Genomic DNA, 20,582 nt, shown 5'->3' with positions numbered 1-20,582 from the left:
CTCCACCGGAGCGAGCGATGCCGACCCTTCCCAAGCGGTTTCGACCTCTCCGCCGAACCCGAATCGCCTTGCGACGGGCCATCCTCCGACTTGATCAGAACCCGCCCTTCTGGACCAGGAATCTCACCCCCTGGTCGGCGAGTCTGCTGACGCACCTGATTCTGATCATCCTGATCGCGATTCTCGCCTTCCTCAACCCCTTGGCCGAGCAGGACAACGGCGATCCCGGTTTCCAGGCCCGCATGGCCGATCAGCTCACCGACGACCTGACCTCCCTCGACGAACTCGACCAATCCGGGGATCCCTTCACCCGACTCGACGACCCGACCCCCTCGCTGCCGATCGATCCAACCGCCCTCGACCCTGAGATCGTGAATGTTCCCGAACTTGCGGCCCGGTTCGGACCCGAACTGCAAGCGAGCCCTCTTGAAATGGTCGTCGAGCGCCCCGATCGCTTGATCCTCGGCCAGGCTCCGATGGCCACGCAACTCGGAAGCCAGGCGCAAATTGCCCCCTTCTCGGGCCGAAGCGCCGCGATGAAAGCTGCGTTGCTTCGTCGAGAAGGGGGAACCGCCGAATCGGAAGAAGCCGTCGAGCGAGGCCTCCAATGGCTGCTCCGGCATCAAGGGCCTGCGGGGAACTGGTCTCTGAACTGCCTGCCCCATTGCACCGAAGGTCCATGCCCGGGAAACGATTCGATGAACTCGGACACGGGCGCGACCGGACTGGCGCTGCTCCCCATTCTCGGCGCAGGTCATTCGCACGTCGAACCCGGCCGCTACCAGACTAGTATCGCCCGCGGCTTGACCTGGCTCAAAGGAGCCCAACAGCCCAGTGGAGAACTGTTCCTCGGCGGCGAAGGCAACTCCCGCATGTACAGCCATGCGATTGCCACGATGGCCCTTTGCGAAGCCTACGGCGTTTCCCGAGATGTCGAGCTTCTGCAACCCGCTCGGCAGGCGGTGCGGTTCATCATCATGGCTCAGAACCAGCAAGACGGCGGCTGGCGTTATCAGCCGGGAGACGCGGGCGATACCTCCGTCTTCGGCTGGCAAATGCTGGCGCTACGAAGCGCCTCACTGGCAGGGATTAGCATCCCTGATCATGTGGTTGCCGCGTGCCAACGCTACCTCGACAGTGCGGCGTCGGATCCGCAGGGTGCAACCTACGGCTACATGCCCGGACGCAAACCGAGCCCAGTCATGACTGCCGAGGCCCTCCTTTGCCGCCAGTACCTCGGCTGGAGACGTACCACCCCGGCCTTGCGCACCGGAGCGGCCCAGGTCTTCAAGGATTTGATGACCTCGGGCGATCGAAACATCTACTACTGGTATTACGCCACGCAAATGCTCCACAACCTCGGCGGCAAACCCTGGGAGCAATGGAATGCTCGGATCCGCGAGGGCCTCATCGCCAACCAGGTCAAGGGTGAAGGGTGCGACCGGGGAAGCTGGGACCCGCAAAGCCCCCAGCCCGACCGCTGGGGACGCAACGCTGGCCGCCACTACATGACCTGCATGTCCATCCTGACCCTCGAAGTCTATTATCGCTATCTCCCGCTGTACCAGGAACGCGACCTCCGACCGATGAGTCCCCCACCCCCCTCTGACGCGGCTGACTGACCCGCCCAGTCGACGCTCTTGCAACCCTCGGGGCGTCATTCGTCTCAATTCCTCCCCCCACTTCCTCGGCACAGCGCCAGCCCGTCTTCGAAATCGTTGTTTAGAATTTTTCTAAAAAATCTTGGCAACAGTGCGCCTCGACGTCGCTGATTGACTCTTGGCTGCATGCGTTTTCGTCCAGGCCGGGTAGACAATCGGACTACACTGACTCTTCCCCAGGAACGAAAATGATTTCATTGATTCATTAAAGGCCCTGTTCTTCATGACAGTTCCGTCGTCCGGTTCGTTGCGTGTCGTCATTGCCTCGTTTTCAGTGATGTTGGGAGTGGGAGTCTGGTGGATTGGTCGAGGGATCGATCCTGCTGGAGACGGAGTTCCTGATCACGATCGAGACGCAATGGCCCGGTCGCTCCTGGAACAGGGTCAGGGTGAGCTTGCCTGGGAGACCCTTGCGGCAAGAGTTCGTCCCGACGCCGAAGCTCACTGGCTGCTCAGCAGGGCTGCGCTGCAACGCGGTGATCTGCAAACCGCGGAATCCGCGTTGAGCGAGGCTCGAACTCTCGGTTTCGACGACGATCCGATGCGGGTTGAACCCGCCGTCTATGTCGGCTCGGATCGCTGCGTTTCGTGTCATGGAGAGATCGGTCGAGACCAGCAGACCAGTCACCACGCCAGCACCTTCACCGGTGTCGCAGACCTGGATCAACTCCCCATTCCGGATGAACCCCTCGCCGACCCCGAAGATCCTGAGGTCATTCATTCCTTTCGCAGGGACGGGGACCAGATCATCGTCGAGACCTCGGTTGCGGACGAGCGTTTCGAGTTGGTTCTTTCGCACCTGATGGGATCGGGACACCACGGGTTCACGCCGGTCGGGATCGACCGATTTGGCAATGTGGTCGAACTGCGACTCTCCCACTATGCCGGCGACGTGGGATGGGACCTCACGACCGGTCACCTTCCCCGGCCTGGTTTCCCGTCCGAGTTCCTCGGACGACCACTCCCCGAGCACGAGCAGCAGAGTTGCCTGAACTGCCACACAACCCACCTGCAAACGAACTCATCGCCCCCCCAATTCACAGTCCTTGAGGGTGGAGTCCGATGTGAGCGCTGTCATGGTCCCGGTGGGAACCATCTGGCCGCCGTGGAGGGCGGATTCAGCGAACCTGCGATCGTCCGTCCCCGGCTAGGTTCGGCTAATCAGGTAGTCAACCTGTGCGCAGACTGCCATCGCGCTTCAGAATCAGGCCCTCAGGACGAGTCGAGTAATCCGTTCCTTGTGCGGTTTCAGGCAACGACGTTCGTCAGAAGCGCGTGCTATACCCAGTCGCCGACCTCGGCGAAGTTTGATTGCGTCAGTTGCCACAATCCACACCGAAACGTCGAGACGAACCCCACACACTACGACACCGTCTGTCTTTCCTGTCACTCCGACTCCCGCTCGAACGATTTCGCACGCGCGTCCCGGCAGCCTCAAGACCTCGCCAGCACTCTCTTCTGTCCGATCGAGACCACCCAGAGTTGCGTCACCTGTCACATGCCGCCCCGCGAAAGCTCGATGCGGCATACCCGGTTCACCGATCACCACATCCGGGTCCAGGCCGACCTGGAGGGGCTTGACCTCACGGACCCGCGAGCGGAGGAGTGAGGTGAACCACCTCCTTTGACCATGCGTTGCACGCAGCGATTCCGAGCCGTCGGATGGCTCTCACGGCACAAACTGCGCAAGCGGGATCGTCTTGTGAATCACCAGACGGCCCACCGCGAGGGTCTGCGGTGTCGCGTTGACAGGCAAGTACCAGACAAGATCACCAGGCCTGACAAACGAGGGTGATCCAATCGTGACCTGAGTCACCGACATGCCCCCCGAGCCGGGGACGACCATGGCCGATGGTCCCCTCGGTGGGGCAATCACAATTGGATTGCCGGCGATCAACGCTCCCACCAGATGACGCCGCTGCGGCATCCATTCCTCTCCGGGAATCATCGAATAGCGGCCGAACACATTCATCTGAAACGGATTATTCGGATTCACCACCCGATTGTATCCGACCATCACCAGCGAGGTTGGCGTGACCAGGGCGCGGGACGACCCTTCGAACAGGTCTACGTGGCCAGCCACAACGCTGCCGTTCATCAGATCAACGCCCGTCACCTCAGCCAGGGTTCCGGGACCGGCCATCCTCGGATCCGCCGGCCAGCGGATCACAAAGACCTCAATCGCGCCGAACGAGACCGGAAACTGCTGTCCCGCCGCATTTTCGAGCACAATCCATTTCGGTGTGGCCGTCACCACCCGGGCCCATTCCCCTCCGCCGGGCTGGAATCGAGGGACATTGAACGCCGCCATCTGTGCCGGCGTCGTGAACGGGCCTTGAGCACGAGTTCCCGACGCCCCCAGCGTCAGCAAACCGGTGACGCCGATCCCCAGAATCACCCCTCGGAGCCTGTTGCGAGTCATCTCGTAAACCTCCCCGAGTCGAGAACCCCGGGCCGTTTCGAAGCACAGTTGCCTGGACCTGTCCGGGAACACACACTCTTGAATCATTCTACCTTGCGTCTTCGCCCCTCGGCGAGAGTCCTCTTCCGAACTGCTCCGATCCGCTCATCCGGGTCAATCGCGTCGTCCTTGCGGTTTCAAATTCCACAGAGTTTCCCCAAACCTCTCGATTCTTAGCCAATCCTCCTGGCACCGTCTGTTTGAAGGGGGGTTGAGGCTCGGTGCATCGGTTTTCCTGTTTGCAGGGTCGCCAGGCGATCACTACACTAGTCAAAGCGTCTCCAGCACTTCGAACAACCCTCTGGGGCGTCGGTCGAACCTCTCGGAGTCCGAGTGGACCAATGAGTGATTCTGAGACGACCACTGGATGGGACCACTCGGCTTCATCGGGAGACTCCTCACCTGATCTGACGGGCAAGTTGCTCGGTGGCGAGTTTTTGGTCGAACGATTGATCGGCCGGGGAGGGATGGGAGAGGTCTATCTCGCCCGGCAGCAAGGGCTCAATCGGCCGGTCGCGTTGAAGGTGCTCCGGCCCTCCCTGGTTTCCAATCCCACCTACCTGAGCCGATTTGAGATCGAGGCCACCGCGGTGGCCCGGTTGAACCACCCGAACATTGTCCAGGTCTATACCCTCGGGCGAGACGGCGACCTGCGCTTCATCGCCATGGAGTACGTCCAGGGAACGAACCTTCGGGATTACCTCCGGAAAAAAGGGACCGTCGAGCTTCCCCTGGCTTTCTCCATCATGCGGCAAACGTGCCAGGCCATGACCGCGGCCAGCGAGCTGGGACTCATCCACCGCGATATCAAGCCCGAGAACCTGATGCTGACCCGCAAAGGGCAGGTCAAGGTGGCCGACTTCGGCCTCTGCCGAGAACAAGGGGCCGAGGCGCTCCACCTGACTCAGGAGGGTGTCACCCTCGGCACTCCCATGTACATGAGCCCCGAGCAGGTCCGGGGGCTTAGCCTCGACCATCGCAGCGACCTCTACTCGATGGGGGTCACCTTCTACCACATGCTTGCCGGGGTTCCCCCGTTCCGCGCAGAGACGGCCGTGGCAGTGGCCTTGAAACACCTTCAGGAACAACCAGTCGACCTGGCCGTTCACCGGCCTGACCTGCCCCCAGAGCTGGTCAAGCTGGTCATGAAGCTCATGGCCAAGAAGCCCGAAGATCGCTACGAGTCAGCTTCCGAACTCGATCGGGAACTTCTCCGTCTCCGGGGAATCGTCACCGCCACCCAGACGATTCCCACCATCTCGACCGAGGAGCCCACGGCTTCTCCCACGGTTCCCTCGCCAAGCCCTGGACCCTCCCTCACCCGCCGGGCCGTCCGAGCGATGGGGCAGATTCGTCTCGGGGGCGGAACCCTGTCGATCCTTGGGGGCCTTGGTCTGATCCTCGGCGCGGCGTTAGGCTGGTCGGCCCGCCCTGCGGATCTGCTCTCCTCCGGAAATCCGACCGGACCGGCGGCCCTCTGGATGGCTCCCGCCTGGGAATCGATCCCAAAGCAGGCGACGGCTCAAAATCAGCTCCGCTACGCCCAGCTCCTTGCCCGCCCTTCCGAACGATCCGCCGCCCTGCTGGCGGTCCCTGGTCATTTTCCCGGTGCCGAGCCCTGGGTCTCGTCCTCATACACGCACCTGGCTCGCTCCCTGTTCGACCGCCTCGATCATCTCGGATTGAACGCACTGGCCGACTCGCTCGAGGCCGAGCCCAATGCCGGCACCCACCGGCGTCGCCTTGCCGACATCTGCCGAGCCGCGTCGAACGCCCTCGAAGATCGCCCTGACGTTGCCCTCGAACACCTGACGGCCCGAGCCCCGGCCCCTTCGTACCTTGAGCCGGCCCTGGCAGAATTGGCCCTGGAAGTGGCTGAATGGGCTCGGAGTAGTCCCAGCGCCGGCCCCTTGACGGCCCAGTGGGCCAATGTCCGGGAAGATCTCTTGCAGGCGCTTCGGATTGTGACGTTCGATCCCGCTGAACGGTTCGAACCCGGGCGACGACGCCCCCCAACCCGGCCCTGAACCCCAACCCAACCACGATCGTACGGATCACAATCGACTCAGCACACGTGAATCGACACTACTGAACACCGACTTCTATTCACCTTCACGACACGGTCAAGGTCTTCGGAGTATTCCCGCGATGCCATTCCTCCGCAGAGAGAACGGCGAGCAGCGCGGTCAGTGCATCGACCTCAAGGAGGAGGCGTTCCTGATCGGCCGCGCCCCGGATTGCAATCTGGTGCTCGACCCGCAGGGCGTCAGCCGCCGTCACGCGCAGATCGGCGTCGACTCGGGCCACTACTACCTGGAAGACCTCGGCTCTCGGAATACGACGAAGCTGAACAATCAGGTCGTTCCCCCCTGGCAACGCCTCCCCTTGAATCCCGGCGATCGAATCAATATTTGCGACGTCGAGTTCGTCTATCTCACCCGGATGACCGTACCGGAATCCGATGCCTCTGAGGTCATCGTCACCGATCACGGAGGCGAATCGACCATCCACACCCTCGACGCCTCCTCCACCTCCAGCGGAGGGACCCGCGTCTCTGCCGAGCGCAAGCTCGAAGCCGTGCTCGACATCACACGAAACCTCTCCAGCACGGTCCAGATCGACGCGGTCGCGCCCAAGGTTCTCGACACCCTCTTTGAGATCTTCCCCTCGGCCGAGCGTGCCTTTCTCATTCTGAAAGACCCCCAAACGGATCGATTACTACGCAAGGCCTTCAAGCATCGCCAGCTTCGCCCGGCCCGAACCGGCCTGCAACGACTTCACGATGGGGCCTCAAAGGACGACGAAGCACCGATGAACATCAGTCGGTCGATCGTCAATCACGTCCTCGACCGCAAGCAGGCCGTACTCAGCCAGGATGCCGGGAACGACGCCAACCTCCCGGTCGCCGCCTCCATCGCCGACCTGAAAATCCGGTCGGTCATGTGCGCCCCGTTGCTCACCCCCGACGGCCAGGCAATCGGCATCATTCAGCTCGATACCACCTCGGCCCGCCAGTTTCAGCAGGAAGACCTCGACCTCCTTGCGGCCGTCGCCTGCCAGTCCGCCATCTCCATCCAGAACGCCCGCATGTACGAAGACATGCTGAAACAGGAGCGCGTCAATCGCGACCTTCGCCTGGCCGAGCAAGTCCAGATTAGCTTCCTGCCCGATTCCGTCCCCGAGGTTTCCGGCTACCAGTTCTTCGCTTACTACCACGCCGCCAACAATGTCGGGGGTGATTACTACGACTTCGTCCCGTTGCCCGGCAACCGTCTGGGAATCGCCTTGGCAGACGTCTCCGGCAAAGGAATTCCCGCGGCCCTCATGATGGCCAAGTTTTCCGGCAATACGCGATACTGCATCCTGACCGAGAATGCCCCGGCCCCGGCCGTCACAATCCTCAACGATCAGCTCTGCGAGGCTGGACTCGAAGAAAAGTTCATCACCTTGAGCCTCTCGGTCCTCGACCTCGATAGCGGTAAACTGACTCTCAGCTCCGCTGGGCATCTGCCGGTCCTGATTCGTCGCGCCAATGGTCGGGTTGAGGAACACGGCGTGGACATTTCCGGACTCCCGCTCGGGATTCTTCCTGATTTCCCGTACCAGCAGGTCGATGTCCAGCTCGAACGCGGTGACGTCGTCGTCATTTACTCCGACGGCATCACCGACGCTCGCAGCCCTCGGGATGAAATCTACCACTCCGTCGACAAACCCCGACTGAACAACCGACTCGCCGAGCTTTCCGGAAGCCCGGAAGCCGTGGGCCGGGCCATCCTTCAGGAAATTCGGGAATTCTCCACCGGCGAACCCCAGGCCGACGACATGACCATGATCTGCTTCGGCCGCGTCTAACCCGATCCTCGAAGGCTCCTTCCTCCTCGCCGCGCCCTTCGTGGAGCGAATCACACTCATGAACGGATCGTCCACGAAACGCGTCGATCGTGGTCTTTTCCTATTTGAATATCTCCGATTTCCAACGATCTCATGTCCCTTCGCGTTGCCAACATCTCAACCCCTCTCGGTGAAGACGAGTCGGCCCTGGTCGACCATCTCGCCTCCCGGCTGGGCGTGGGTCCGTCCGACATCACTCGATGGCGGATCCTCCGCAAGAGCCTCGACGCTCGGCGACGAGACGATATCCGCTTCGTCTACTCTGCCGAGGTCGAACTTGCCGACCCCAATGCAGAGGCGTCTCTTTCCGGGTCGGGCCTCGCTCCCTATACCCCTGAGCGATTCGACTGGCCCGACCCCGGATCAGAGCCGATCCGCCACCGGCCTGTCATCGTCGGATCGGGGCCGGCCGGTCTCTTCGCCGCTTATTTCCTGGCGATCAGCGGTTACCGACCGCTTGTCCTCGAACGGGGCCGCGCGGTCAAGGAACGCGTAGCCGACGTCCGCTCCTTCGACCACGGCGGGGCGGTCGATCCCGAAAGCAACTACCTGTTCGGTGAGGGAGGCGCCGGGACCTTCAGCGACGGCAAGCTCACCTCTCGTGGCAGCGGGCCCGACGTCCGCCGCGTCCTTGAAGTCGTGGCCGACTGCCACGGCAAGCCCTCGGTCATTTACGAACACCGGCCGCACCTCGGCTCGAACCGCCTTCCCTTGATCGTCCGAACCCTCCGCCGCAAGATCGAGGAAGCCGGCGGCGAGGTTCGCTTCGCCTGTCGTGTCGAGGATCTCGACCTGCTCGACGGCCGCCTTCAGGGGCTGATGACTAGTTCCGGCCACATTTCGACCGATGTGGTCGTACTCGCCACCGGCCACAGCGCCCGAGATACCTACCAGATGCTCCTCCGGCGCGGAGTGCCGATCGCCTTCAAACCGTTCCAGTTCGGCGTCCGGATCGAACAGCCTCAGGAGTCGATCGACCGCGCCCGATACGGCCCTTCCGCTGGCCATCCCGCCCTCGGCGCCGCCGACTACGAGCTTGCCACCCGAGCCGGTGATCGCGACCTCTTTACCTTCTGCATGTGTGCCGGTGGCTATGTGATGGGCTCCGTCGCCGAACCCGGCTACTTCTGCACGAACGGCATGAGCGAGAGTCGGCACGACTCCCCGTTCGCCAATAGCGGGATCGTCATGACCATCGGCCCGCAGGACGTCGGTTCCACTCACCCGCTCGCCGGCATCCATTTTCAGCAGCGGGCCGAGCGCGCATCCTACCTGATTGGTGGCCGATCCTACTCCGCACCGATCCAGTCGGTCCGCGACTTCTTCGCCGGTCGCGCCAGCTCGGGAAGCCTCCCTAGCAGTTACCCCCGAGGGACCGTCTCGACCGACCTCGGCCTGTTCCTCCCTCCGGTCGTCATGGCTGCCCTGGAGCGAGGCTTGCCGCAGTTCGATCGCAGCTTCCGCGGCCTTTTTCTCAAAGGAGCCACCCTGACCGGCCCCGAGGCCCGAGGCAGCTCTCCTGTTCGCATTCCCCGAGACTCAACCTCCCGGGAAAGCCCCACCGTCGCCGGCCTTTTTCCCTGCGGTGAGGGGGCCGGTTACGCCGGAGGGATTGTCAGCGCCGCCGTCGATGGACTCCGCACCGCCCGAGCCCTGGTCGGCCGCTTCGCCATACCCCAGTTCTGACCAGCTCGGTTTGCGTGCGTCATGGATCAGGGATTGCCGGCTATTCCCCCTCGATCCGCAGCTCAAGCTGATTGAGGATATCCCGAAGTTCGCCTCGAAGGTCGGGCAAAAATCCTTCGTCCGTCGAGTCGACCAGCATCTTGATGCGATTGAGGGTCGCTTGATCCCCCTCGATCCCCCCTTGAACCACGAGCCCAAGCCAACCCAGAGCAGATGCCAGCCGAACATCGTCCGTGGCGGCGTCCATCGGAATCATTCCATCAACCACGTGCAAGGTGACTGAGCGACGCTCCTCCGCACCCGTCTCCCGATAGGCCACCGAAACGGTCAGCAACTCGTCTTCTCCAACAGCTGGGACTGGCCCCTGGTAGCGACCGACTCGATTCTGAGCGACACCTTTCAGATCGCCAGCGGCCCCGACCGGCTCAACCTCGAAGAGCACCGTCGAGGATTCTCCCCCCCTCAAAACCCGAGGCTCCTCGCCGATGCGAGCCAGGGTGAGCGGCCGCCCTTCAAACCCGATCGGCCGGTACTTGGCGACCCGAGCTCGGTTGAACTCGACCTCGGCCGACACCTCCTCGACTCCCACCGGACGCAGCGCCTCCCCGTCATTCGGGCTGGCCTCACGAGCGATCAACGCAAGCCGAACCAGGCGATTCCCGGAGTCCCAAGGTGTCGGCACGATCTGGACATCCACCGCAATGGAATCGCCTTCCTCTGGCCGGTCGTAAGGATATGCCGGGGAATTCACCAGGCTTCCTGTTAAGGTTTCCGGCCCGACAGGGATCCCCTCGGCCTCGATCCGCCGACCAAGCTCCTCCAACGACACCCGCCCAGGATCGACCGGTACCGCTGCCACCGGCTCCAGATCGGCCTGGAACCAGGGGAAACCGGCTGAATCGTCCCCTCGATCCCCCGCGATTCCGAGATTCGAGAAGATCAGCTCGCCCCCCCGACCAAACCGGGCCATCGGCAGCGGCCCTCGATTGACCTGGAACGAATTGGTCAACTGGCCACTTTGCAGGTCGAACACCGCGACCGACCGATCAACCGTCGAGGCCAGCAACCGAGACCCGTCCGGATCCAGGATGACCTCCCGAATCGGCTCATTGAGCGTGAACCGTTGTGCCGGGGTTCCCTCGGGCAGGTTGATCACCTCGACCACATTGCCCGATTGCACCATCACCGCTTGCGACGGGCTCAACCCGTCTTGCCGATCGACCCCGCGAGTCCCGACGATGGTCGCAAGCGGGTTGCCTCGCTCCTGATCCACCTCAGATCGGCCGCGCTCGACTTCCGCCAACGGTGCAGGGGGGGGGATCGGATTCGGCTCGGGCTGGCGAACCGTAGGAACGGCCTGGGGTATCTGGGACGATCGCCCGAGCGATCCCCTTCCCCCGAATCCTCCTCCTCGAACCCCGCCGAACCCGTCGGGTGCCGCCTCGGGATTCAACTTGGCCTGCCCTGCCACCCCCTCTCCCGGATCGGAGGCCGATGGTTCCATCATCCCCCCCGGAAATTGCGGCTCACTCCGATTCAAATGACTGGGGACGGATCGAGACGGCACCAGTTCCGAGGATTCCGAAGTGACCGCCCCCATCGAGAGCATTTCCGCCTCGGGGTTCCCCGGTTCGTCCTCGGCAAGAGTGTCGGCCTCAGCCATCATCATTTCCGTTTTCGGAACCGCGTCGATCTCCGGCGCGGATGGCGCAGAGCGATCATCACCCGCCGACCGAAACGTGGGGGCAGACGCGTCAAAATGCGGCTCGATTGCCGACCCGATGGCCCCCGGAGGTGGTGACTGAGTGAAGGCAACACTCCGCTGCTCGGTCAACGCAACCCGATCCGCCACCAGAACACCGATCCCGAAGCCGCTCAGAGTCAGCAAGACTGAGGCCGCGACCGCAAACACCGCCCGACGCACCGGGAATCGCCTCCTCGGCGACGACGGAACCGCCCGAAGCCGCTCATCCAGGTCGAGCCGCTGAACGATCGACAACCCCGGCATTGGCTCCTTCCGTAACGTTCCGGAGAGCAATGCAGCCATCTCCCGGACCTCGGCCACAAACCGCGCTGACTCCGGGCTGCGTGCCAGCAACGACTCGACGGCAAGCCGGTCGGCTTCGTCCAGCTCCCCCAGCGCGAAGGCGGTCAGTTTTGGGTCATCGGGATCGAAGGTCATCGGCACATTCCCGGCGATTCAGGCCGCGGTCTCGGAGAGGAATCGAACTCGAATCAGGCATGCTGGCTTGAGGATGCGGCCTCCCCCTGCGACGCCCCCAGGCGTCCTCGGAGCGATTTCAGGCCGACATGCAGAAGATATCCCACGTTACTGACGCTCAGCCCGGTAATCCGGCTGATCTCCTGATAGGAAAAGCCCTCCTGGAACCGCAGGCGAATGACCTCTTGCTGCGATTCAGGGAGCAAGGCCATCATGCGGAGCACGCGCTCCAGCTCGTCGCGTTGCTCCTGACCGTCGCTCGGATCGGGATCCGATGCCGGAACGATGCTCAATGAGAATTCAGGCTCGGAAGATCGATTCACCCGCTTCTCCTTCCGGAGGACATCGAGCGCCCGATTCCTACAGACCGTGAACAGCCACTCGGCCAGATGCGGCTCCACCCGTTCGCGGTCCTGACCACAAAGCTTCAGGAACGTCTCCTGCACGATGTCCCGCGCTGACTCCATTTCTCCCACGATCCGGTACGCGTAGCGCGCCAGCGGCCCCTCGAACCGCTCGACAGCAGCCCGGACCCAGGCGTTTCGGTCGGTCGTCGCCGATGCGTCACCGCGCGTCATCACATCTCCCGAGCTTCGGGGGCCGGACCCCTCGTCCTCCCTCAAGAATAACGCAGCAGGCTCGTCCATCTTAGGGCGAAGAAGTCCATCTCCGAAAGGACGAAATCGTCCCACGAACGCCTCGCTCCACTCAGGCCTTCATTCCGATTGACCGATCCGGGCGAGTCTCCTATGATCCCGCCCTGAGATCCCCGCAGGACGCGGGGCACGCCGGTTCCGGTGTTCACGAAGGGCCCAGGGAGGATCGCCCCTCATGCGAGACCACAACAAGGCGTTCTGCCAGCTCGTCTCCGAGACGTTCGACTGCCCAGGGCCGATCGTCGAGTTCGGCGCGTATCAGGTCGAAGGTCAGGAAGGCTTTGCCGACCTTCGCTCCTTGTTTCCGGGCAAGAACTACCTCGGTTGCGACATGCGATCCGGCCCTGGTGTCGATCGGGTCGAAGACGTCAGTGCAATGACGCTGAACGATGAATCGGCCGGCACCATCATCTGCCTCGAAACCTTCGAACACGTCTTCGAGGTGCGTCGGGCGTTCGACGAGGTCTACCGCGTGCTCAAGCCCGGCGGGCTGTTCATCCTCACCTCCCCGTTCCACTTCCGCATTCACGGCTACCCCGATGATTATTGGCGGATGACTCCGTCCTGCCTGGGCCGCATGCTCGAATGCTATGCGCTCCGGGTCGTCGGCCAGCAAGGGCCGAAGAAAACCCCGCACACGGTCATGTCGCTCGGCATCAAGCACCCCGCACCGGCCGACGCCGTCGAACGGGCCGAGCACCTCGTCTCCCGCTACCAATCCTGGCTCATCGAGCAGCAATCGGCCATTCCCCCGCTCGAAAAGGCCCGCCGTCGCCTCTCCATGCTCTATCGCTCGAAGGCCGAACGGCAGTTCCTCCGAGACGAGTTCGCGGTCAACTTCTCGATTGAAGGAACGGCCGCCCTGGCCGACGCCGTTGCACGCGCCGCCTGATGCGAGCCAGAGGAGACGACCGCCCATGACTCCCCAATCCGAACGGGTCCTGATCCTCGGGCTCGACGGCGCCACCTGGTCCGTGATCGACCCGATGCGACGCCGAGGCATAATGCCGAACCTCGACGCCCTGCTCGCGCGCTCCGCCCACGGCACGCTTCGATCGTCCGAACCCCCCATGACCGCCGCCGCCTGGACGACGATGCAAACCGGTTGCGATCCGGCCGACCACGGCATCTTCGACCACCGCTACTTTGACCCCGCATCAAACATGATGCGGGTCAACCATTCCGGCCGATTTCGCGTTCCGACGCTCTGGCAACTGCTCGATCGCGCCGGTCGAAGCGTGATCAGCCTGAACCTCCCCGGCACCTACCCGGCGCCGAACGTCCGCGGCGTTGTCGTCTCCGGCATGGATGCCCCCCATCTCGAGGCCGCCCTTTCCGGCGCTCCGGCCGACTTTGTCACGGCGCTCCGCCAGGAAGTGCCGCGCTACGGCCTCAAATATCAGTGGAAACGTGTTCCTGAATCGCTCGATGAATTCAGGGCAAACGCCCGAGACACCTCTGAGGGCTTCCTCGGTCGGGCCGAAGGAGCCATTCTCGCCGATCGGATGGTGCCCGACTGGTCGGCCTTGATGGTCCAGTTCCAGAACCTCGACCCGTTTCAGCATCGCGCCTGGCGATTCTTAAACGTGGATGAGACAGGGATCGACCGACCCGACTGGAACAATGCCGCCGCCGAGGTCCTCCGCGGCCTCGACCGAGCCATCGGTCTGCTCTGCGAACTGGCCGACCGCCGAGGCGCGGCCATTCTCTGTGTCAGCGATCACGGCTTCGGCCCCTGCCTCGGACGCATCCACGTCAACCGAATTCTGGTGGATCATGGCTTGATCAAACTTCCTGGATTGACCGGGAACGTTCGACGCCGAATGACTCAGGCGATCGACCGCCTTCGCCTCTGGGGTGACAAACGCCGGAATCCGAACGCCCGAGGCGCCTCATTCCATGCCTCAATCGCCGCGAGCTATCCCTTCGACTGGTCGCGGACCGTGGCCTTTGCCCCTCATCAGGACTGCGGGGCGATGGTCTACATCCCCCGAGATGGGCGGTCGGGTGGCCCCTTGCCCTCGACTCCTCGCCAGATTGATGAGGTTCGCCAGCAGACTCGAGCCGTCCTCGCCGAGGCAAGGCACCCGGACACCGGCGCTCCACTGTTCCCGAAGGTGATCGACCTTGGGGCCGACTATCAGCTCGACCCGAGCGAGTTCGGCTATCCCGACCTCCTCGCCTTGCCCGACGAAAATTACTGGGTCCGAACCAAGCTCACGAACGATCGCTCCTGGGTCGCCGCCGACCCGTCACTCCCCGGCACACACCGTCCCGAGGGAATCGTCTCCCTCTCCGCTCCAGGGATCCCGACCGACCGGGCCATTGACGCCAACCTTCGCGACGTCGCCCCCTCGGTCCTGGCGATGCTCGGCGAGCCGATTCCCGAACACATCCGCGGCGTCCCCTTCGCCGGCCTCGACGCCCGAAGCGTCCGAACCGACACCGCCTCCGAGGCCGTCAAGCCGCCCCACGCCTCCTCCTTCGACTTCAACCCCGAAGACGAGGCCATCGTTGAGCAACGACTCATCGACCTCGGCTATCTCGGCTAACCCCGAGATCGACGGGTGGCCGGTTCCGGATCAAGGGGCCAGGGTCGACCGACTCTGGCCCTTGGTCGCGCGCTGGCCCCGAAACGATGTCAGAGCCATCTCAAAAATCCTCGCTTTCGAGAATTCCAGCCACCTGCCCCTGATCGTTGATCGTGGTGGCCGAGGAGAACATCGGCCCTCCCTCCTCAATCCGTCGTAGCATCCCCTTTTCATACAGGAACGGGTCGGGTCCGATCTCCGAACCTGCCGGGCCATCCATCATTCCCACGACGACACCCTGGTTATTCACATCGCTGGCTTCCGATCGACGATAGCCCTCCGGCTCGCCGAGCCGCAGATAACCCCCTTCTCGCGTCCAGATCACGGCATGCTGTAAGCCGTCTCCGGCAAAGGTCAAGCCGACAACCATGCCGGAATTGTTCACCGCCCTTGGGATCAGGGCTCCTGGTTCCGAAATCACTTCTCGCGTCCACGACCCAGCGTCATCCTCGGTCCAGAGGCACCCGAACACCCCATCGGTGGCCGCGACCGATTTTCCGTCGTCACTGATCGCGACCACATTCGATGCCAAACGGTCCTGATGGGGCAAAGCCGTTCCAACCCACTGCTCCCCCTCAAGGTTCCAGATGCAGGCCCGCACCCGAGCATCACCGACCGAGTAACCGCTAATTCGTCTCCCGTCCCTTGAAACCCCGGTGGCAAAGGATGTGAAATCCCCCTCCAGAGCACCCAGGCCCCGGATCCCACCGTCCTCATCCCAGACAAAAGCCTGGTTGAGCAAGGGTGTCCGAACTCCCGGGGTCATTGGCTTGCTCACGCGGCCCACCACCAGGCCGCCGTCGCTCACATCGGCCGGGAAGGTCGCCGTGTACCCTTCCAGCAGCGGGAGGTACGTGATCTCTCCTGCCTTGGCATAGAACGGTACCTGAGCAATCACGCCAGGGCGTTCCTCCTCCTCAATCCATTCGAAGCCGATCACCGACCCTTGATTGTTGATGCCCGTCGCGATGATCCCCTGCGGCTTCGGGCTCACCACGGTGATCGGCGGGGATGGCTCGTCGGCCCGAACACACCACGTCGCGCCCAGTGCCAGGACCGCGACCAAGCAGGAAAATCGCATACACATTCCCTTTCGTATTGGACGTCGATCCATGTGTCAGGTCGGGCTTGTTTGCCAAGGGTCTCATGACCTTTGTCGGTCTTGAGACCGAAACTCCGGGGTCGAGATCGAACGATCACGCGTCTCCGAGCCGCTCCAGTTCCTCATTGATGTCGTTGATCAGCGGAGCAATCGTGGCCGCAGAAAAATCAAACGTAGCTCCCGAGGCCTCGAATAACTCGGGCAACGGGCGGGAACCCCCCAGTGCCAGCGCCGACCGATAAGCAGCGACCGCCGCCTTGCGATCGGTTCGCGACCTCTGCCAGACCTGAAGGGCTCCCAGTTGCGCGATCCCGTACTCAATGTAATAAAACGGATACAGGAAAATGTGCAACTGCCGATGCCATGAGTTCGATCGGATCTCCTCGTAGCCCGACCAGTCGATCTGGCCGCCGAACCGATCCATCAGATGGTTCCAGGCGACCCGCCGGTCGCCTTGCGAGTGGCCGGGATGGCGATAAATCCAGTGCTGAAACGCATCGACCGTCGCAATCCAGGGAAGGATCAGGACAATGCCTTCCAGCAACTCACGATACGAACGTTTCGCGTCGTCCTCCGAATAGAAGACGGTCAACTCGGGGGCTCCGAGCAATTCCATACTCATCGACGCCACCTCACAGAACTCGATCGGCGCGTCGCGGTACTCGGCCAGTGGTTCGCACCGTGCGGCGAGGGTGTGAAAGGCATGCCCCCCTTCGTGCAAGACTGTCCGCAAGTCGCCATCCACCCCCACGGCATTCATGAAGATAAACGGAAGCCGGTCATCCTCCAGGTTCGCCTGGTAGCCGCCGGGGGCCTTCCCTTTACGATTGGCCAGATCAAGCAACGATTGCCGGTGCATGAAGGAAAACTGCGCTCCCAGTTCTTCATCCACCTTGCTGAAGATCTGAGCCGCCCCCTCGGCCAAGCGGTCGGCATCCTGGAACGGCCTCAAGGGTGCCCGTCCCCTTGGGTCCACCGCGAGATCCCAGGGCCGAAGCGACTCCAGCGCCATCGTCGTCCGTCGTTTCTCCTGAAGGGCACGAGCCAGGGGAACCACCTCCGACTCAATCGCCTTCTGAAACGCCTCGGCTTGTTCCGGACCGTAATCAAATCGTTCTCGATTCGCATACGCATACGAAACGTAATCCGGGAATTCGGCTTCCCGCGCAATCTCCTCCCGGAGTGTGATCATGCGATCAAAAAGCGAATCAAGCGTTTCTCGATCCTCAAGCCGACGCCGAGACACCATCTCCCAGACTTCCTGACGAAGTGCCCGGTCGGTTTCTTCCAGGTACGGGGCCATCTGAGCCAGCGTCTTCTCCTCACCCCGGAAGGTGACAGTCATCGATCCGATGGTCTTCTGATACGTCTGCCCCAGCTCGGCCAGCTCGGTTTCCCGAGGGATGTTCGCCTCTCGATACAGGCGCCGTCGATTCTCCTGCGCACGATCGAACACATGATACCGCTCCGTCGGGAGGCCCGAGCGGTGGGGAGAGTCGAGGTAACGGTTCCGTAACTGATTCAGGTAAGGCTTCAGCTTCGGTTCGATGTCCCGGACGAACGCCAGGTGTGCGGCCTCGCGATCCGGATCGTCCGTCTGACAGGTCATGGCAATGTAGCGCTGAGAGCCTTCCTGAGACACCGCGGAATTCAGCTCCCCCACATCCTTGAGCCACTCCTCCAGCTCGTCCGAAGATCCAATTGGTCGATCCAGGAGTTGTTGATAATACGGCTCGATCTGCTCCCAGGTCTTGAATGAGACATCGGCCGGGAGCCATCGATGCGGAAAGGTTTCGGGAGTATAGCTTGCAGTGCTCATCAGTTCTCGACCTGGGGGACGGGTGCGGACAGCGATTCAGGCACGATCGTGCAGCGATCGCCCTCCCCGCCATGCTGACCGATCAGGGAGGGCGAGGGCAATCCCAACGGTCTCAACCTCAATCTTCGTAGATCAGATACAACGCACGATCCTCCAGGAATTCGAGGAGTTCGCGAGCCCAGGTCCGCTCAACGGCCCGGACACTCGCTCCCTCAACAATCGCATCATAAGCCGCCCGGTTCGTCATCAAGCGGTTCAAAGCCTCGGGCTTCCAGTCCTCGGGGTAGAGCCGACGCAGGGTCACGGCCAGGCCAATCCCGACCTCGATCGGATCGAAGGTGTCCCAGTCGTCGATGATGATGTAAACCCCGCCACAATCCTCCCCCTCGTATTGCCGCTCCGTGGGCGAGAAACGAATCGGCACGAATCGAGCACCCTCAAACCCTTCAGCGTTCAGTTCCGCAGCCCAGCGCTGGGGATCGATCCAGGGTGCCCCAACCCGTTCGAACGGTGTGTCTGTCCCTCGTCCGGTGGCAAGGTTCGTTGCTTCGAGCAACCCAACCCCTGGATAAAGCAACGCCTCGCTCAAACTCCTCATGTTGGGTGACGGGTTCACCCAGAGCAACCCGGTCTGGTCGAACCAGAACGACCGACGCCACCCCTGGCACTGAACCACGGTCAGGTCCGCCCCAATCTCTCGTTCCTGATTGAACATGAGGGCCAGTTCGCCGATCGTCATCCCATGCCTGACCGGCACGCGGTGAAAGGCGATAAACGATCCCAGATCCTCATCCCGAACCGGCCCTTGCACCGCTTGCCCACCGATCGGGTTGGGCCGGTCGAGCACGAAGATCGGAATCCCCGCCTCGGCCGCGGCTTCCATCGCGAGCCCCATCGTACTGATGTATGTGTAAAATCGTGTTCCTATATCCGCGATATCGAACACCAGGGCATCGAGTCCCTCCAGTTGCTCGGGAGACGGCTTGCGTCGCTCGCCATAGAGGCTATAAATCGGCAATCCTGTCTGTTCATCCTTGCTGTCGTCGATATTCGTATCGAGCAGGCCGCGAATCCCATGCTCGGGGCTGAACAGCGTGACCAGTTCGATTCCTTCGGCCTCGAACAGCACGTCGATCGTCGTCCGGCCGTCCCGCGTTCGTCCCGTGTGGTTCGTGATCAAGCCAATCCGCTTCCCCTTCAAGGGCGCGAAGCCTTCCGCCTCCAGGACATCGATCCCGCACCGTACCTCACCCACCTCGATCGGAAGGGCAGGGGGGACCGGCCCTTCGACAATCGCCGAGGCCACAATCGTCGCCAATCGCCGGCGGAGGGCGGTCGGCGAGGGCTTGTCGCCCCCCGGATGCAGTCGACTGGTCAAGAGGATCACAAATGTTTCGGTCTCCGGATCAATCCAGATGCTTGTCCCTGTGAATCCGGTGTGACCAAAACTCTTCGGCCCAAACCGCTCCCCCTTGGGTGAGCTGTAGCCGGTGTTCAGATCCCATCCCAAACCTCGGCGCTCCCCATCCGGGGTGTCTCCGGCGTCAATCATGGCCCGAACTGTCGGCGGGGCCAGAATGCGAGTGCCGTTCGGTCCTTCGCCGCCATTCAGCAACGTTTGAGCATAAACGGTAAGATCGTCCGCCGTGCTGAACAGCCCGGCATGGCCCGCAACTCCTCCGACGGCTCGCGATCGGGGGTCATGCACCACCCCTCGAACCCATTCCTCTCCTTCTCGTTCGGTCGGTGCAATCCGATCGCGGTCGATCCCATGCTCCAGGGGCAGGAACATCGAATCCCTCATCCCAATCGGATTGAAGATGTGTTCGCGCACAAATTCATCCAGTGACATTCCCGAGACCCGTTCGACCAGTCGGCCGAGGATCAGGAACCCCACATCGGTGTAGCGAAACTGCTCGCCGGGAGTACCGACCAGGTCGATCTCGTTGATCCGGCGCCAGGCTTCTTCGACACCGTCCTGGTAATCGCCGATCGGGTTATCGGGAATCAAGCCGGCCCGATGCCGCAACAGCATCTCGACGGTGATCGCCTCCTTGCCGTGGTTTGCCAACTCGGGCAGATAGGTGGTGATCGGGTCGTCGAGATCAATCGCACCGCGCTCCCAGAGCTTCATCACGGCCGTCGCGGTTGCAACCGGCTTGGTCAACGAGGCCATGTCGAAGACCGTGTCGCGGGTCATCTCCTGAGCGTCCGGCTCAACCGCGCGAAGGCCGACGACCTCCACTAGGGCGATCTGACCTCGACGGCCGACGACCACCACTGCCCCCGGAATCGCTCCCTCCTCCACGGCCTCGGAAACGGCCGACCGCACCTCGGCCAGGGCTGCCGGATCGAACCCGAGCGATTCGGGAGTGGCCTCGGGGAGTCTCGTCAGGTCAGAAAGGCCGATCGACAAACCGGCCAGAAACAACACGCAATGGGAGAACATCATCACTCCAAGGCAAGAGAGAGGCTTGAGCTTGAGAGAACCGAG

At 62.5% G+C, this 20,582-nt stretch carries 13 protein-coding genes; 7 read left to right on the top strand and 6 right to left on the bottom strand.

Going from position 1 to position 20,582, the window contains the following annotated elements; all coding sequences use genetic code 11:
• Positions 1-17 precede the first annotated feature (17 nt).
• Both HG800_RS01625 and HG800_RS01620 read left to right on the top strand, forming a co-directional pair.
• On the top strand, positions 18-1,622 hold the full coding sequence (locus HG800_RS01625) for a prenyltransferase/squalene oxidase repeat-containing protein (protein WP_169972986.1): 1,605 nt from the start codon (positions 18-20) through the stop codon (positions 1,620-1,622).
• A gap of 397 nt (positions 1,623-2,019) precedes the next feature.
• Positions 2,020-3,270 carry a tetratricopeptide repeat protein gene (locus HG800_RS01620; protein WP_169972984.1) on the top strand — a complete coding sequence of 417 codons (1,251 nt, stop codon included), beginning with the start codon at positions 2,020-2,022 and terminating at the stop codon, positions 3,268-3,270.
• Positions 3,271-3,330: 60 nt separating this feature from the next.
• On the opposite strand, the gene HG800_RS01615 is transcribed toward HG800_RS01620, so the two are convergent.
• On the bottom strand, positions 3,331-4,083 hold the full coding sequence (locus tag HG800_RS01615; RefSeq protein WP_169972982.1) for a hypothetical protein: 753 nt from the start codon (positions 4,081-4,083) through the stop codon (positions 3,331-3,333).
• Between the two features lie 380 nt (positions 4,084-4,463).
• Here HG800_RS01615 and HG800_RS01610 point away from each other — a divergent pair, with 380 nt between their 5' ends.
• From HG800_RS01610 to HG800_RS01600, 3 genes are all read left to right on the top strand, one after another.
• Positions 4,464-6,149: a protein kinase domain-containing protein gene (locus tag HG800_RS01610; RefSeq protein WP_169972980.1), complete on the top strand. Its 1,686-nt coding sequence runs from the start codon at positions 4,464-4,466 to the stop codon at positions 6,147-6,149.
• A gap of 121 nt (positions 6,150-6,270) precedes the next feature.
• Positions 6,271-7,974 (top strand): SpoIIE family protein phosphatase, encoded by a 1,704-nt coding sequence (locus HG800_RS01605; RefSeq protein WP_169972978.1) that lies wholly within the window; start codon positions 6,271-6,273, stop codon positions 7,972-7,974.
• Between the two features lie 132 nt (positions 7,975-8,106).
• Complete coding sequence (locus tag HG800_RS01600) at positions 8,107-9,699, top strand: NAD(P)/FAD-dependent oxidoreductase (protein WP_169972976.1); 1,593 nt, start codon at positions 8,107-8,109, stop codon at positions 9,697-9,699.
• A 40-nt stretch (positions 9,700-9,739) separates the two neighbouring features.
• Here the strand turns inward: HG800_RS01600 and HG800_RS01595 are convergent, their stop codons facing one another.
• Together HG800_RS01595 and HG800_RS01590 are read right to left on the bottom strand one after the other, a co-directional pair.
• The gene (locus tag HG800_RS01595; RefSeq protein WP_169972974.1) at positions 9,740-11,881 is read right to left on the bottom strand and encodes a YfbK domain-containing protein; all 2,142 of its coding nucleotides are present in this window, start codon (positions 11,879-11,881) and stop codon (positions 9,740-9,742) included.
• A gap of 53 nt (positions 11,882-11,934) precedes the next feature.
• Positions 11,935-12,498 (bottom strand): RNA polymerase sigma factor, encoded by a 564-nt coding sequence (locus HG800_RS01590; protein ID WP_169972972.1) that lies wholly within the window; start codon positions 12,496-12,498, stop codon positions 11,935-11,937.
• A gap of 253 nt (positions 12,499-12,751) precedes the next feature.
• Here HG800_RS01590 and HG800_RS01585 point away from each other — a divergent pair, with 253 nt between their 5' ends.
• Positions 12,752-13,468 carry a methyltransferase domain-containing protein gene (locus HG800_RS01585; protein ID WP_169972970.1) on the top strand — a complete coding sequence of 239 codons (717 nt, stop codon included), beginning with the start codon at positions 12,752-12,754 and terminating at the stop codon, positions 13,466-13,468.
• Between the two features lie 25 nt (positions 13,469-13,493).
• Complete coding sequence (locus tag HG800_RS01580) at positions 13,494-15,128, top strand: alkaline phosphatase family protein (RefSeq protein ID WP_169972968.1); 1,635 nt, start codon at positions 13,494-13,496, stop codon at positions 15,126-15,128.
• Between the two features lie 100 nt (positions 15,129-15,228).
• Here the strand turns inward: HG800_RS01580 and HG800_RS01575 are convergent, their stop codons facing one another.
• From HG800_RS01575 to HG800_RS01565, 3 genes are all read right to left on the bottom strand, one after another.
• Positions 15,229-16,248, bottom strand: a complete 1,020-nt coding sequence (locus HG800_RS01575) for an HAF repeat-containing protein (protein ID WP_169972966.1) — start codon at positions 16,246-16,248, stop codon at positions 15,229-15,231.
• Positions 16,249-16,363: 115 nt separating this feature from the next.
• The gene (locus tag HG800_RS01570) at positions 16,364-18,088 is read right to left on the bottom strand and encodes a M3 family oligoendopeptidase (RefSeq protein WP_169972964.1); all 1,725 of its coding nucleotides are present in this window, start codon (positions 18,086-18,088) and stop codon (positions 16,364-16,366) included.
• Between the two features lie 118 nt (positions 18,089-18,206).
• On the bottom strand, positions 18,207-20,540 hold the full coding sequence (locus HG800_RS01565) for an exo-beta-N-acetylmuramidase NamZ domain-containing protein (protein WP_169972962.1): 2,334 nt from the start codon (positions 20,538-20,540) through the stop codon (positions 18,207-18,209).
• Between the last annotated feature and the right edge of the window lie 42 nt (positions 20,541-20,582).

Origin of the sequence: Tautonia rosea, assembly GCF_012958305.1 — a bacterium.
In the GTDB taxonomy this organism is placed as follows: Bacteria; Planctomycetota; Planctomycetia; order Isosphaerales; family Isosphaeraceae; genus Tautonia; species Tautonia rosea.
The sequence above is the reverse complement of the archived record's forward strand: the minus strand, read 5'-3'. Positions and strand labels throughout refer to the sequence as shown.